The sequence below is a fragment of the Brevibacillus fortis genome, from assembly GCF_003013395.1.
In the GTDB taxonomy this organism is placed as follows: domain Bacteria; phylum Bacillota; class Bacilli; order Brevibacillales; family Brevibacillaceae; genus Brevibacillus; species Brevibacillus fortis.
This window is the reverse complement of record NZ_PXZM01000038.1, coordinates 1-12,543: the sequence shown is the minus strand read 5'-3', so window position 1 is coordinate 12,543 and position 12,543 is coordinate 1. Positions and strand designations below refer to the sequence as shown.

12 protein-coding genes are annotated in these 12,543 nt (G+C 46.2%); 9 read left to right on the top strand and 3 right to left on the bottom strand.

The window, feature by feature from the left end; all coding sequences use genetic code 11:
* Positions 1–205: 205 nt before the first annotated feature.
* Positions 206–1,663, top strand: coding sequence for an aminotransferase class I/II-fold pyridoxal phosphate-dependent enzyme (locus C7R93_RS22415; RefSeq protein ID WP_106840971.1), 1,458 nt, complete (start codon positions 206–208; stop codon positions 1,661–1,663).
* A gap of 92 nt (positions 1,664–1,755) precedes the next feature.
* On the opposite strand, the gene C7R93_RS22410 is transcribed toward C7R93_RS22415, so the two are convergent.
* The 3 genes from C7R93_RS22410 to C7R93_RS22400 are packed head-to-tail and all read right to left on the bottom strand — an operon-like array spanning position 1,756 to position 5,510.
* Complete coding sequence (locus C7R93_RS22410) at positions 1,756–2,844, bottom strand: GerAB/ArcD/ProY family transporter (RefSeq protein WP_106840897.1); 1,089 nt, start codon at positions 2,842–2,844, stop codon at positions 1,756–1,758.
* Positions 2,845–2,856: 12 nt separating this feature from the next.
* Positions 2,857–3,987 carry a Ger(x)C family spore germination protein gene (locus C7R93_RS22405; protein WP_106840896.1) on the bottom strand — a complete coding sequence of 377 codons (1,131 nt, stop codon included), beginning with the start codon at positions 3,985–3,987 and terminating at the stop codon, positions 2,857–2,859.
* A complete protein-coding gene (locus C7R93_RS22400) occupies positions 3,984–5,510 on the bottom strand; it encodes a spore germination protein (protein WP_106840895.1) in 1,527 nt (508 codons plus the stop codon). Before C7R93_RS22400 ends, C7R93_RS22405 begins: the two co-directional genes overlap by 4 nt.
* 260 nt (positions 5,511–5,770) lie before the next feature.
* Here C7R93_RS22400 and cyoA point away from each other — a divergent pair, with 260 nt between their 5' ends.
* The 8 genes from cyoA to C7R93_RS22360 all read left to right on the top strand — a co-directional run bounded on the left by cyoA (position 5,771) and on the right by C7R93_RS22360 (position 12,490).
* A complete protein-coding gene (gene cyoA / locus C7R93_RS22395; protein ID WP_106840894.1) occupies positions 5,771–6,676 on the top strand; it encodes a ubiquinol oxidase subunit II in 906 nt (301 codons plus the stop codon).
* Between the two features lie 36 nt (positions 6,677–6,712).
* Complete coding sequence (locus C7R93_RS22390) at positions 6,713–8,686, top strand: cbb3-type cytochrome c oxidase subunit I (RefSeq protein ID WP_106840893.1); 1,974 nt, start codon at positions 6,713–6,715, stop codon at positions 8,684–8,686.
* Positions 8,686–9,282 (top strand): cytochrome o ubiquinol oxidase subunit III, encoded by a 597-nt coding sequence (gene cyoC / locus C7R93_RS22385; RefSeq protein WP_106840892.1) that lies wholly within the window; start codon positions 8,686–8,688, stop codon positions 9,280–9,282. The genes C7R93_RS22390 and cyoC overlap by 1 nt, the downstream gene beginning before the upstream one ends.
* On the top strand, positions 9,283–9,615 hold the full coding sequence (cyoD, locus tag C7R93_RS22380; protein WP_106840891.1) for a cytochrome o ubiquinol oxidase subunit IV: 333 nt from the start codon (positions 9,283–9,285) through the stop codon (positions 9,613–9,615). It begins immediately after the preceding gene.
* 28 nt (positions 9,616–9,643) lie between these two features.
* Entirely contained in the window at positions 9,644–10,510 is an 867-nt protein-coding gene (cyoE, locus tag C7R93_RS22375; RefSeq protein ID WP_106840890.1) for a heme o synthase, read from the top strand.
* A 38-nt stretch (positions 10,511–10,548) separates the two neighbouring features.
* Complete coding sequence (locus tag C7R93_RS22370) at positions 10,549–10,875, top strand: c-type cytochrome (RefSeq protein ID WP_106840889.1); 327 nt, start codon at positions 10,549–10,551, stop codon at positions 10,873–10,875.
* A gap of 15 nt (positions 10,876–10,890) precedes the next feature.
* Complete coding sequence (locus tag C7R93_RS22365; protein ID WP_106840888.1) at positions 10,891–11,463, top strand: SCO family protein; 573 nt, start codon at positions 10,891–10,893, stop codon at positions 11,461–11,463.
* A gap of 70 nt (positions 11,464–11,533) precedes the next feature.
* Positions 11,534–12,490 carry a carbon-nitrogen hydrolase family protein gene (locus C7R93_RS22360; protein ID WP_106840887.1) on the top strand — a complete coding sequence of 319 codons (957 nt, stop codon included), beginning with the start codon at positions 11,534–11,536 and terminating at the stop codon, positions 12,488–12,490.
* Positions 12,491–12,543 lie beyond the last annotated feature (53 nt).

The following is a 12,543-nucleotide window of genomic DNA, read 5'->3' as shown; positions in this document are numbered from 1 at the left end:
GTAGCACCACTGTAAGTGAAATCTTCAGCACTGTAACCAGCCAATTCGTGAAAGATGAAACATACCAATTACGGGGAAGGACACAAATTGGATGGTTCATAAAAGTCAAGATTGGATCATGAAGGAAGGAGCCGCTTATTTTATAATCAGCCCAGAAACATCACTCATTCAAACAACACGGAAGGATAGTGAGGTGGGAAAAATGTTGATTCAAGGGCAAACGCCGCTTTTTAACGGGTTGAGAAAGCATGCCCAGAAGAATCCAATCCAATTCCATATACCAGGGCATAAGAAAGGGAAAGGGATGGATCCTGAATTTCGATGGTTCATGGGAAAAAATGCACTTTCCATCGATTTGATTAACATTGAACCATTAGATGATCTGCATCAACCAAAAGGAATTATCAAACAAGCGCAGGAATTAGCTGCTGAAGCCTTTGGCGCTGATCACACCATATTTTCTGTTCAAGGTACGAGCGGAGTCATTATGACCATGATTATGGCGGTATGTAGTCCTGGCGATAAGATCATCGTGCCACGGAATGTACACAAATCCATCATGAGTGGAATCGTTTTATCGGGTGCGACTCCTGTCTTTTTACATCCAGAAATAGATCCAGTCTTCGGGATCTCCCATGGAATTACCCCACAATCTGTGGAACAAGCATTGGAACAGCATCCTGATGCAAAGGCAGTTTTAGTCATCAATCCAACCTATTTTGGAATTGCAGGTGACTTGAAGAGCATCGTTCAAATTGCGCATGCCAGAGGAGTGCCTGTACTCGTAGATGAAGCGCACGGCTCCCATGTGCACTTCCATCCCAAGCTTCCACTATCGGCGATGCAAGCGGGTGCAGATATGGCTGCAAGCAGTATGCATAAATTAGGAGGCTCTCTGACGCAGAGCTCGTTGTTGAACATTCAGGGAAATCTCGTTTCGATCCAGCGTGTACAAGCTATCTATAGTATGCTCACCACGACGTCCACTTCCTATTTACTGCTCGCTTCGCTCGATGTGGCGAGAAAGCGGTTGGTTACATCCGGGAAAGCGCTATTGGATCAAACGATTCAGCTGGCAAACGAAGCACGAGCACAAATCAATAAAATTAAACATCTGTACTGCATTGGTAGAGAGATTATCGGGACAAATGGAGCGTTTGCTCATGACCCGACCAAGCTGGTCATCTCGGTAAAAGACCTCGGCATTACGGGGTATGAAGCTGAAAAATGGCTCCGTGATCGCTATAACATTGAAGTAGAGCTATCTGACCTGTACAACATCGTTTGTATTATCACACCAAGTGATACGAAAGAGGATTTACAAATCCTTGTCTATGCATTGGAAGAGCTGGCTGCTGTGTTCGAGGATCAAGTAAACAGTAAAGGCAGCCCGAAAATGCAGCTTCCCAATATACCGGTACTTGCTGTCACCCCGCGTGATGCATTTTACGCACCGACGGAGATGATTCCCGTCGAACAATCCGTGGGAAGAATTATCGCGGAGTTTGTCATGGTATATCCACCAGGTATTCCGATCTTTATCCCGGGTGAGATCATTTCGGAAGAGAACCTCATCTATGCGAAGAAAAACATGGAGGCAGGCCTGCCGGTACAGGGCTTTGAAGATCCCACGCTACAGACCATTCGTGTCATCAAGGAATAACCATACAATCAGGCATTGGAGGCATGCTGTAGAGTTACAGCGTAGCTAGTTCGAGAAAGAAAGGCCGCCTTGTGGTGGCCTTTTTCTTTTGCTTATCCATGGTTTTCTACCGCTTTTCCCCTTTTGATCCAGAAGAGAATCAGCAGAAAGATCGGCAGCAGCAGGAGGACGTATCCATACTTATAATAGGCGTGATTGGTCTGCAAGAGTTGTTGATGATTGGAAAAGACGAGTAAAGACAGCAAAAGCGCAGCCAAACAGACGGGCAAGCTCAGTTTTTTGTAAGTGGTAGAAAAAAGAAAGGCAAGACATTCACAGATGGCGTATAAAAATACCGTTACCCGGATGAAACAGCCTGCTGTCATGGTATATAAGCCATAAATGTCTCCGCGGCTAATAAATCCCAATTTTATTTGCCTGACTGTATTTTGTACCGGCCAGTCCAGTTTTTCCGAAAGAGGTAGCCCAAATACTGCAATGGCACTCATCAGCATCGATGCGCCCAAAAAGACGTTAAATAAAATAAGAAAGGAGAAGCCGTTGAAATCATGACGTTTTCCGACCCATTTTGACTGAAGCAGGAGGACCAAGATCAATTCCCCCCACAATGCGATAAAGTAGAGCGAGCCTTCCAAAACAGGACCCCATCCATTGTCGAGGATGGGCAATATGCGGGTGTAATCTTTTTCCTGCATGAGTGTCAGGCCAACAATCGGTCCAGTTATCATCGTCATCAAAAAAAAGATCACTGCCATTCTGGCAATGGACTCAATGTTTCTTTGCAAGCTAAACCATATAAGAAACATGAAGCCCGTTCCGATTGCCCAAAGAGGCGTCTCGGGCAAAAAGGTAATTTTGACAAATTCCTCGAAGCCTCGCAGCGTCGTAACGGAAGCAAATGAAAAATAGGCGATTAAGATCACAGACAAGATCACAGCAGTTGCTCTGCCAGCGATCTCAAATGTTCCAGTAAGCAACGAGGTGTTGGGAATTTTGCTTCGCAGAATGGTTAAGAGAAGAACGAATAAGATACCTGCTGGAATGCTGATGAGAGCAGATATCCAGCCGTCTTTGCCAGCCGTATGAATCAGCGGTTCAATGAGGATGACGTGTCCCATTATGGGGAGGCTTAATACATGTATCGAGACCCACTGGAATCTTGAAATCGTGCGGACGTCCAACCATCCCACTCCTTATTTTTCGCCAAGTTGCTCAGCCAGAAGTCCATTTAAGAGGAGTTTGCTCTGAACATTCACCTTTACTTCTAGCTGTGAAAAGTGTTCTGGCCATTGTGGTTCCCAGACTTTCCATTCTTTTGGATACTTGCGATGCACATAGTCATGAAAACCGAAAATGTCCGCTTTGTTCTTTTTCGCTATAGCAACGGCCGCATTGATTTCCTCTTTAATGATCTGATTCACTTTCATCTGCAACCATTTATACGTCTCGGAGTCCATAGGAATGGGATGATCGAGGCTTCCGATTATTCCGTGTGGATGGACAGTTATCTGGATCGTTAGCTGATTATTTTCGAGAACGGGACGGATTTTTGCTTTGGAATCCAAAACCTCGATTGACCCGTATTGCCCAGGCTTCTTTAGGGGAACGATGACAATCGTGCTTTTTATTTTCCCTGTGACCCACAATAATCCTCGCACCTGTGTTTCATTTATGGAGGAGACAGCCTTTCCGTCTTTGATAATGACAGCACCGGCTTCTCGACTTTCTTTCAACGACTTAAATGGATGACTGATTGGTATATATCCCACTTTTTCTTTGGTAGCGAGCATGCGCATGAGGTCGAGTGAACGGACAGGTGGGTACTTGCCGACGGATCGACTTGCTATCATTTGTTCATTGATTTTCAGCGGCTGGATGTCGTTCGTATTTCCTTTTGTGCGCAGGAGAGATTCCGCTTTCCCTTCTACATAAAGGACCCAGTGACGTCCGGATAATTCTTGATCGCGAAAAAATAAGTCAAGGGGACCAATGATATCCTTTTTGGCTGCCTCGGTGCCAATGGCTAAGTACTGCATGTGATGATAGCTAAGCTTGTAACCCGAGTACTCAATCATATTTCGGGCTGCGTCGAATATGGTATAGCCTGTCGATTGGATAATCGTGCTTTTTCCCGAAGATCCCCCTGCATCTGCTTTTCCACTGCTTGGCTTCATGACGTTCACAGTAAGGACATAACGGCCTTCCTCGTTCAAGTCGATTCCGACAGCTGTGACAAATCTTGTTTCAGTGAGATCTATATTGTTCCAGCATCCCCCTAAACAAATGGCAATCAGCAAGCCCATCACAGCGGTTAGCGTCTTCATGATCGTTCTCCCTTTTGTTTCTTAAGTGAGGAAGGGGACCCACCAGAGCTTAGTTTGATTAACCAGAGAGGAAAGCGAATAAAAAAATCCTTCCAATCTTGCAGCTTCAAAGGAGCTAAAGGAGCCAGATAGGGTACCCCAAATGAACGGAGATCGCACAAATAGATAGCAACCATATAGAAGACAAGAAAATTACCGTAGAGTCCAAGCACCGAAGCGACAAAAATCGAAACGAAGCGCAGAATGACCACTACGTCAGAAATGGCAGGGAAAATAAACGAAGTGATGGCCGAAGCGGCAATGACAATAACGGTCGGCGCCCCTACTAACCCTGCACTAACGGCAGCCTCACCAATGACCAAGGCTCCTACGATGCTGACAGCCTGTCCAATGGGACGGGGCATACGTACCCCGGCTTCGCGAAGCCATTCATACACGATCGCCATAAGAAGCAGCTCGATGGGCAAAGGGAACGGAACGCCTTCTCTGGCATTGATAAAACTGAACAGCAACGTAGGTGGCACTAAATCCTTGTGGAAATTTTCGAAAGATATATAAAGAGATGGGAGAAATGCTGAGACAAAAAATGCTGCGTATCGAAGCAAGCGTAAAAAGCTGGCATAGAAGGGGCGAGAATAGTAGTCTTCTGGATTCTGGAAAAACTCTTGGAACGTAGCTGGTACCATGAGCGCAACGGGACTGCCATCCACCAAAATTGCAACACGCCCCTCCAAAATTTTGGCTACCAGAATGTCCGGTTTTTCACTGTTGTAGATCGTCGGGAAAATAGAAAACGGTTCGTCTTCGATCCATTGCTCGATATAGCCAGAATCCAAGATGGCATCCATTTTAATGACAGATAGACGCTTTCTCACCTCGTCGACCAATTCTTCCTTCACAACTCCTCGGACGTAGGCGAGACATACCCTAGTATCCGATTGTGTACCGATCCAATAGGTTTCAATTTGGAGATTGGGATTGTGATATCTTTTGCGAATCAGTGAGAGATTTGTGTCAATCGTTTCAATAAAGCCTTCGCGTGGACCGCGAATGACTGCTTCTTTAGAAGGCTCTTCCACACTTCTTTGTCCAAGCGATTTGGCTCCGATAATAATGCACTGTGCTTGGTTATGGATAAAAAGAACGATATATCCGCGGGCAAGCTGTTCGAGCGTTTTTTCAAGTGTGCTTTCCTTCCACGCCATCGAGACATGCAGTACAGCATTCATAATATGATCAACCATGCCCTCGTGGAGATCGCCAATGGTATTCATTAGCGGTCTAATGACATCTCGATCCATGACGTCTTGATTCGTCATACCTTTTAGGAACAGCAAAGATGCTTGATGTGATTGATTTGCCCCAAGCCAAAAGGTTCGGACGGCTAGGTCACTCGTAAACCCAAAATGACTGCGAACGGTGGTCACATTTGCTTGAAGGTCTTCCTGTAGGGGAGTTTCTTGTGATTCCTGGTTCTGTTTGATGTGATGAATCGATAGCTTTCTCCGAAACTTTTTGATCATGCAGCTTCACCTAATCAGCAATGAGATGGAAGTGCTCTTAGGGTACCCATCGATTTCCAATTCCATTCGGCTAGATAAGGACCTTCTTGATTGAGAAGGGTTTTTTTATGTCTAAAAAGTGAACAAAATGTAGCGGATTATTGAACATGGCTGGTTGATCCACTTTATCATTGGCTGGTGACACTCCAACGGTCCGGCTTTAGAGTAAGACTTGTTTCAATAGTACCCTGTGCATGGTGATAGGAGATGAGGACAAGGACATGAAGACGTCCAAGACAGTACGCTGTATGTCATTTTTGTTCATGTTCATCCTGCTGTTCTTGACGACCGGTTGCGCTGATAACTATATCGTGCTCGATCCGAAAGGACCCATTGGTGAACAGCAAAAGGACTTAATGATTTTATCCACGCTTTTAACGTTAATTGTGATTGTTCCTGTACTAATTCTTACTTTTGTCATTGTATGGCGATACCGTGACAGAGAAGGAAGAAAGGCAAAGTACACGCCTAATTGGGAACACAGCACGAAACTGGAAATCATTTGGTGGGGCATTCCCATCATCATTATTACGTTGATCGGGATCGTGACTGTTCGGTACACGTATTTTCTGGAGCCATCCAAGCCATTGGAATCCGAGAAGAAACCGATCACGATTCAAGTGACGAATTTGGATTGGAAGTGGCTGTTCCAATATCCTGAACAAGGTATTGCCACTGTGAACTATGTGCAGTTCCCAGAGGATGTGCCGGTACGCTTTGAAGTGACATCTGACGCTCCGATGAATTCATTCTGGATTCCACAGCTTGGCGGTCAGATTTATGCCATGTCCGGCATGTCTATGACTCTTTACCTGCAAGCAGATGAGCAGGGTGAGTACATGGGATCTGGTGCGAACTTTACCGGAAAAGAATTTGCGAAGATGTTCTTTACAGCGAATGCGACTTCCCAAGAAGACTTTGATCAATGGGTGAATCAGGTGAAAAATACTTCCCCTGAGCTGACGCTGGATGGTTATAAAGAGTTGACCAAACAAGGTACATCGGACGTACGTCATTTCTCCGCTTTCCCTGAAGGATTGTACGAGATGACGGTGACCAAGTATGCTGCTTCACACAATCACGGCTTATCTACGAGAGTGCAACCGCCAGCGCGGGTGAAAGAATAGTCGGTTGAAATTGAAAGAGGGAGGAGAGAGACAACGATGTGGGAGAGTGTGAAAGAATTCGCCTCTGAATTTTTCGTAACAGGCGATCCACTTATTTACGGTGCGGACGTCAGCATTGTGCTCAGTATGATCGCAATCGTATCGGTGCTGACTTACTTTAAAAAATGGGGATGGCTCTGGCGCGAATGGCTAACAACTGTCGATCACAAGAAGATCGGTATCATGTATATTCTCGCTTCCGTTCTCATGCTGTTTCGAGGAGGGGTAGATGCTCTCCTGATGCGGGCTCAGCTCGTCATGCCTGAGATGCAGTTTTTGAGTGGGGATCACTACAACCAGATTTTTACGACGCATGGCGTTATCATGATTCTGTTTATGGCGATGCCGCTCATGTTTGGTTTGTTCAATGTCATCGTGCCACTGCAACTCGGTGCACGTGACGTCGCTTTTCCGTTTCTGAATTCACTCAGCTTCTGGCTGTTTTTCTCAGGGGCGATGCTGTTTAACTTGTCCTTCGTCATTGGTGGATCACCAGATGCAGGATGGCTGGCGTACCCGCCTTATTCTGAGTTGGCCTTTAACCCGGGACCCGGTCAGGATTTTTATATTTGGGGGATTCAGATCTCAGGTATCGGTAGTTTGATGACCGGGATTAACTTTATCGTCACGATCTTGAAAGTACGGGCTCCTGGTATGACGCTGATGAAAATGCCGATGTTTTCCTGGTCGGTTTTGTCGAGTTGTATCGCGATTGTTTTCGCATTCCCGATCTTGACGGTTACATTGGCACTGCTGTTTATCGACCGCTATTTAGGAGGGCACTTCTTCACATTGGATGGCGGCGGTAATCCGATGATGTACATCAACCTGATTTGGATGTGGGGCCACCCGGAAGTTTATATTATCGTTCTGCCAGCATTCGGGATTTTCTCCGAGATCGTTGCTACGTTCTCACGGAAAAAGCTGTTTGGCTACAAATCCATGGTGTTTGCGATGATCATCATTAGCGTCCTCTCGTTCCTCGTATGGGCGCACCATTTCTTCACGATGGGCTCCGGAGCGGACGTCAATGCCTTCTTCGCGGTCACGACGATGTTGATTGCGATTCCGACGGGTGTGAAAGTATTTAACTGGCTGTTTACGATGTTCCGAGGAAAAATTACGTTTGAAACGCCGATGCTGTGGACGGTTGGGATTATCCCGAACTTTGTCATCGGTGGGATGACGGGTGTACTTCTGTCCGTAGCTCCTGCTGACTTTCAGTATCACAACAGCTACTTCCTCGTTGCGCACTTCCATCAAGTAATTATTGCGGGGGTTGTGTTTGGGTTCTTCGCTGGTTTGTATTACTGGTGGCCGAAGATTTTTGGCTTCAAGCTGAATGAGCGTATTGGTCGTTGGGCTTTCTGGCTGTGGAATATCGGGTTCTACCTGTGCTTCATGCCGCAATACGCGCTGGGCTTGATGGGAATGACGCGTCGTCTATATTCGTACGGCTGGGACAAAGGCTGGTTCGAAATGAACCTGGTATCGACGATCGGTGCCGTAATCATGGGAGCGGCATTCCTTGTGCAAATATGGGACATTGCACACAGCCTCAAGCACATGAAGAAAGATACAACAGGCGATCCATGGGATGCTCGTACGTTGGAGTGGTCGATTCCTTCTCCAGCTCCGTTCTATAACTTTGCTGTAATGCCGCAGGTAACTTCTCAAGATGATTGGCATGAAAGAAAGCTGCGCATCGAGCAGGGCTTGGAAAAGCCAGAGAAAGTAGAGCTGGAACCGATTCATATGCCGAAAAACTCGGGTATTCCGATTGTGATGTCTATGTTCTGGTTCTTTGTCGGATTCGGATTGATTTTTGACTGGCTATGGATGGCTGTACCAGGATTTATCGGTGTGATCGCATGTATGGTTGTTCACTCGTTTAACTACGACACGGACTATTACGTCACGGTGGAAGAGATTAAGCGTACAGAGGCAGCAGCAGGGAGGGTGATTACCTAATGGCTAATGTGAATGCTGGACATCATGATCATCATCCAGACCAAGAGGAATTGCGCACGTTTGCCTTTTGGATCTACCTCATGACGGATGTCATCTTATTCGCTACCTTGTTTGCGACTTATATCGTACTGCAAGGGAGCACGGATGGTGGACCAGGTCCAAAAGATCTTTTTCAGATGAGTGGTATTTACGCGAGTACGTTTATTTTGCTGACCAGTAGCTTTACGAGTGGTCTAGCGATTCTCGCTATGAATAAGGGTAATCGTCTTGCTTTGATGAACTGGCTCGGTGTGACTGTGTTTCTGGGAGCATCGTTCTTGTTTCTGGAAATCAACGAGTTCATGCACCTCGTAAGCGAAGGGGCAACGATTAGCACGAGTGCTTTCTGGACCGCCTTTTACACATTGGTAGGAACGCATGGATTGCACGTGGCGCTCGGATTAGGATGGATGATCATCCTGATTATGCAAATCGCGAAGCGCGGTATTACCCCAGTGACCAAGCGAAAAGTCAACATCATCAGCTTGTTCTGGCATTTCCTTGATGTTGTTTGGATTTTCGTGTTCACCATCGTATATGTGATGGGGGTGAATTAATTGAGCAAGCAATCTGTACAGGGAACGGCAGACCAACATGGCGGACATGGTTCTCTGAAATCGTATGTCATCGGTTTCGTCTTGTCGCTTGTATTCACAATCATTCCCATTTTGGCCTTAGAGAACGGGTGGTTGGATAGTGATAAGAGAATCATCATCTATTTAACAGCGGCTCTGTTCCAGTTTATTGTCCAGTTATTCTTCTTCATGCATCTGAAAGAAGAGGACAAACCAAGATACAACTTGATGTCGCTCTTACTCGGGCTCTTCATCGTATTCCTCATCGTGATCGGTTCCATCTGGATCATGATGTACAACATGGTCGCACTATAATGACGTAAATTCAATCGGGGGTAGGGAGATGCTAGCAGATTGGATACAGCTGACCAAGCCCCGCATTCTTCAACTCAATCTAGTAGCTGCATTCGGTGGGTATTGGGTAGCGAGTAAGTGGGAGCCAGATTGGATGCTCTTGTTATGGCTGATGATTGGGACCACACTCACAATGGCTTCGTCCTGCGTGTTGAATAACATTTGGGACTGGCAGCTTGACCAAAAAATGACCCGTACGAAAGACCGGCCACTTGCTTGCGGACGACTGAAACCTGGGGGCGTACTGCTGTACGCCCTGGTTCTCGGTTTTGTGGGAGAGCTGGTGCTATTTTATAAAGTCAATGCGTTGGTAGGTTGGCTCGGATTGTTTGGAATGTTCGTATACGTAGTCGTTTACACTATGTGGCTCAAACGAACATCGACCTGGAGTACGTCCATTGGTGGAGTTTCGGGAGCAATGCCGCCTGTGATGGGGTATTGTGCCTACACGAATGAGGTGGACGCAGGGGCATGGCTTTTGTTCGCTTTGCTTTTTTTGTGGCAGCCTGCTCACTTCTGGTCACTTGCGATCAGGCGTGTAGAAGAGTATAGAGCTGCGGGATTTCCTCTCCTTCCGGTAGTGAAGGGAATCAAGCGAACCAAGCTCCAAATGATTCCATATGTGGTGGTGCTGCTGCCAACCGTAACGATTATGTACTTGCTTGGTTATGTAGGGATTGTCTTTTTCGCTGTTTCCTTCCTGTTCGGAATGGTATGGATGGGACATACGATAATCGGGATTATGTCGGAGAACACGGAAAAATGGGCAAAGACAAACTTTTTCCTCTCAATTAACTATTTGATGATTGTTTTTGTGTGCATGGTAGTGGATACAGCAGACCGTCCCTTTTTGTAAGGTAACGTATATTCCCGTATGAAAGGCAGGGGGTTTCTGTGAAAGCCATCAAGTATCTCATGATTGGTTCGCTGTTCTTGGTTGCAACTGCATGCAGCAGTGGCGCAACGGAAGAGCAAACAGAAGTAGCAGATGCAGATAAAAGCGCAATGAAGCTATACAAAAATAATTGCATGAGCTGCCATGGTAACGATTTATCCGGTAGGGTGGGTCCAGGCTTGCAGCAAGTTGGCTCGAAAATGACGGAGGAAAAACTCGTTGAAATAATTACGGTCGGCGCAAATGGCATGCCTGGTTATGAAAATGTACTCAGCGCAGAAGAGATCGGCCAGTTAGCGAAGTGGCTCTCTGAGAAAAAGGAATAGGAGAGGGGCGGTACAATGAAAAAAACAGCTTGGTTGATCATGCTCAGTATCCTGATGGTTTTGGTAACTGCGTGTGCTCCAGCAAGATATGATTACAACTATCCGGTTAATGAATTTGCTTATACGGACCAGGAAGGGAAGCCTTTTTCATCGAAAGATCTGGAAAATAAGGTATGGGTTGCTAACTTTGTCTTTACGTATTGTGGAACCGTTTGTCCTACGATGACCGCAAACATGGCTGAATTGCAGAAAAAAGCAAAAAAAGCTGGCGTTGATGTGGAGTTTATTTCCTTCTCGGTTGATCCAGAAAGAGATACGCCGGAGGCATTGAAGTCATATCTGGGTAAATTCAATGCTGACTTCTCCAATTGGCATGCATTGACTGGCTATGGATTTGATGAGATCAAAACGTTTATTCTCAAGTCATTCAAGACTCCGATAGAAAAGGACCCTAATTCCGATCAAATCATCCACGACACGTTTTTATACTTGGTCGATCAAAAGGGAACAGTGGCTAACCGTTATGAAGGAATGACGGATGTGCCTTACGATAAAATTATCGAGGATATCAAACTGTTGCAACAGTAGGGGAGATTCTCGGATACGCCGAATAGTAGGAGAACAAGCGAATTTCTCTAGGAGAGCAGGGGAGGTCAATATGTCTAATCCGCAACAAAACGTTCGAGTTGCTGTTGTGCAAGCTGCTTCTGTCATCATGGACCTTGAGGCAAGTATGGAAAAGGCTGTTTCACTGACACTGGAAGCAGGAGAAAAAGGAGCAAAAATCGTTGTTTTTCCCGAAGCGTTTATTCCGGCGTATCCGAGAGGCCTTACATTTGGGACAAAAGTAGGCAGTCGTTCCCAAGAGGGGCGTAAAGACTGGTTTCGATATTGGGACAATTCGATTGTCGTCCCGAGTGAAGAGACAGACAAGCTCGGGGAGGCAGCGCGCAAAGCCGGAGTGTATCTCGTCATTGGTGTGATTGAAAGAGACAATGAAAATAGCGGCGGCACCTTATATTGTTCCGTCTTATTTTTTGGACCAGATGGCGAGTTGCTCGGCGTGCATCGCAAGCTGAAGCCAACTGCATCAGAACGGTTGATTTGGGGCGAAGGTGACGGAAGCACTTTGCCGGTATTTGAAACTCCTTACGGTAAGATCGGCGCCCTGATTTGTTGGGAGAATTATATGCCATTGGCAAGAGCAGCCATGTACGCAAAAGGTGTTCAAATCTATATCGCGCCAACAGCCGATGCGAGGGATGCATGGCAAGCCACCATCCGCCATATCGCATTGGAAGGCAGATGCTTCGTCTTATCTAGCAATCAGTACGTAACAAAAGATATGTATCCGACTGATTTGGCCTGCTACGACGATCTGGCCTCTTCGCCTGACGAGATGAGCAGAGGTGGAAGTGCGATTGTGGGGCCATTGGGTGACTATATCTTCGAGCCTGTTTTTGGTCGGGAGGAGATTCTCTATGCCGATCTGGACATTCGCGATATCGCCTATAGCCAATTCGATTTTGACGTCGTTGGCCATTACTCGCGACCGGATGTTTTTACGTTGTTGGTGAATGAAGAGAAAAAAGAGAATGTGAAGTGGATGAAATAAGTCGTTTGTAAAATGCAGAAGACCTCCATTGCTTGAAGTGCCCCCTGTCAAGT

What these genes read in the sequence shown, in the direction of transcription:
- cyoE (WP_106840890.1), top strand. Translation starts at nt 9,644, where the DNA reads ATGCTAGCAGATTGGATACAGCTGACCAAGCCCCGCATTCTTCAACTC.
- C7R93_RS22390 (WP_106840893.1), top strand. Translation starts at nt 6,713, where the DNA reads ATGTGGGAGAGTGTGAAAGAATTCGCCTCTGAATTTTTCGTAACAGGC.
- C7R93_RS22400 (WP_106840895.1), bottom strand. Translation starts at nt 5,510, where the DNA reads ATGATCAAAAAGTTTCGGAGAAAGCTATCGATTCATCACATCAAACAG.
- C7R93_RS22365 (WP_106840888.1), top strand. Translation starts at nt 10,891, where the DNA reads ATGAAAAAAACAGCTTGGTTGATCATGCTCAGTATCCTGATGGTTTTG.
- C7R93_RS22405 (WP_106840896.1), bottom strand. Translation starts at nt 3,987, where the DNA reads ATGAAGACGCTAACCGCTGTGATGGGCTTGCTGATTGCCATTTGTTTA.
- cyoC (WP_106840892.1), top strand. Translation starts at nt 8,686, where the DNA reads ATGGCTAATGTGAATGCTGGACATCATGATCATCATCCAGACCAAGAG.
- C7R93_RS22360 (WP_106840887.1), top strand. Translation starts at nt 11,534, where the DNA reads ATGTCTAATCCGCAACAAAACGTTCGAGTTGCTGTTGTGCAAGCTGCT.
- cyoA (WP_106840894.1), top strand. Translation starts at nt 5,771, where the DNA reads ATGAAGACGTCCAAGACAGTACGCTGTATGTCATTTTTGTTCATGTTC.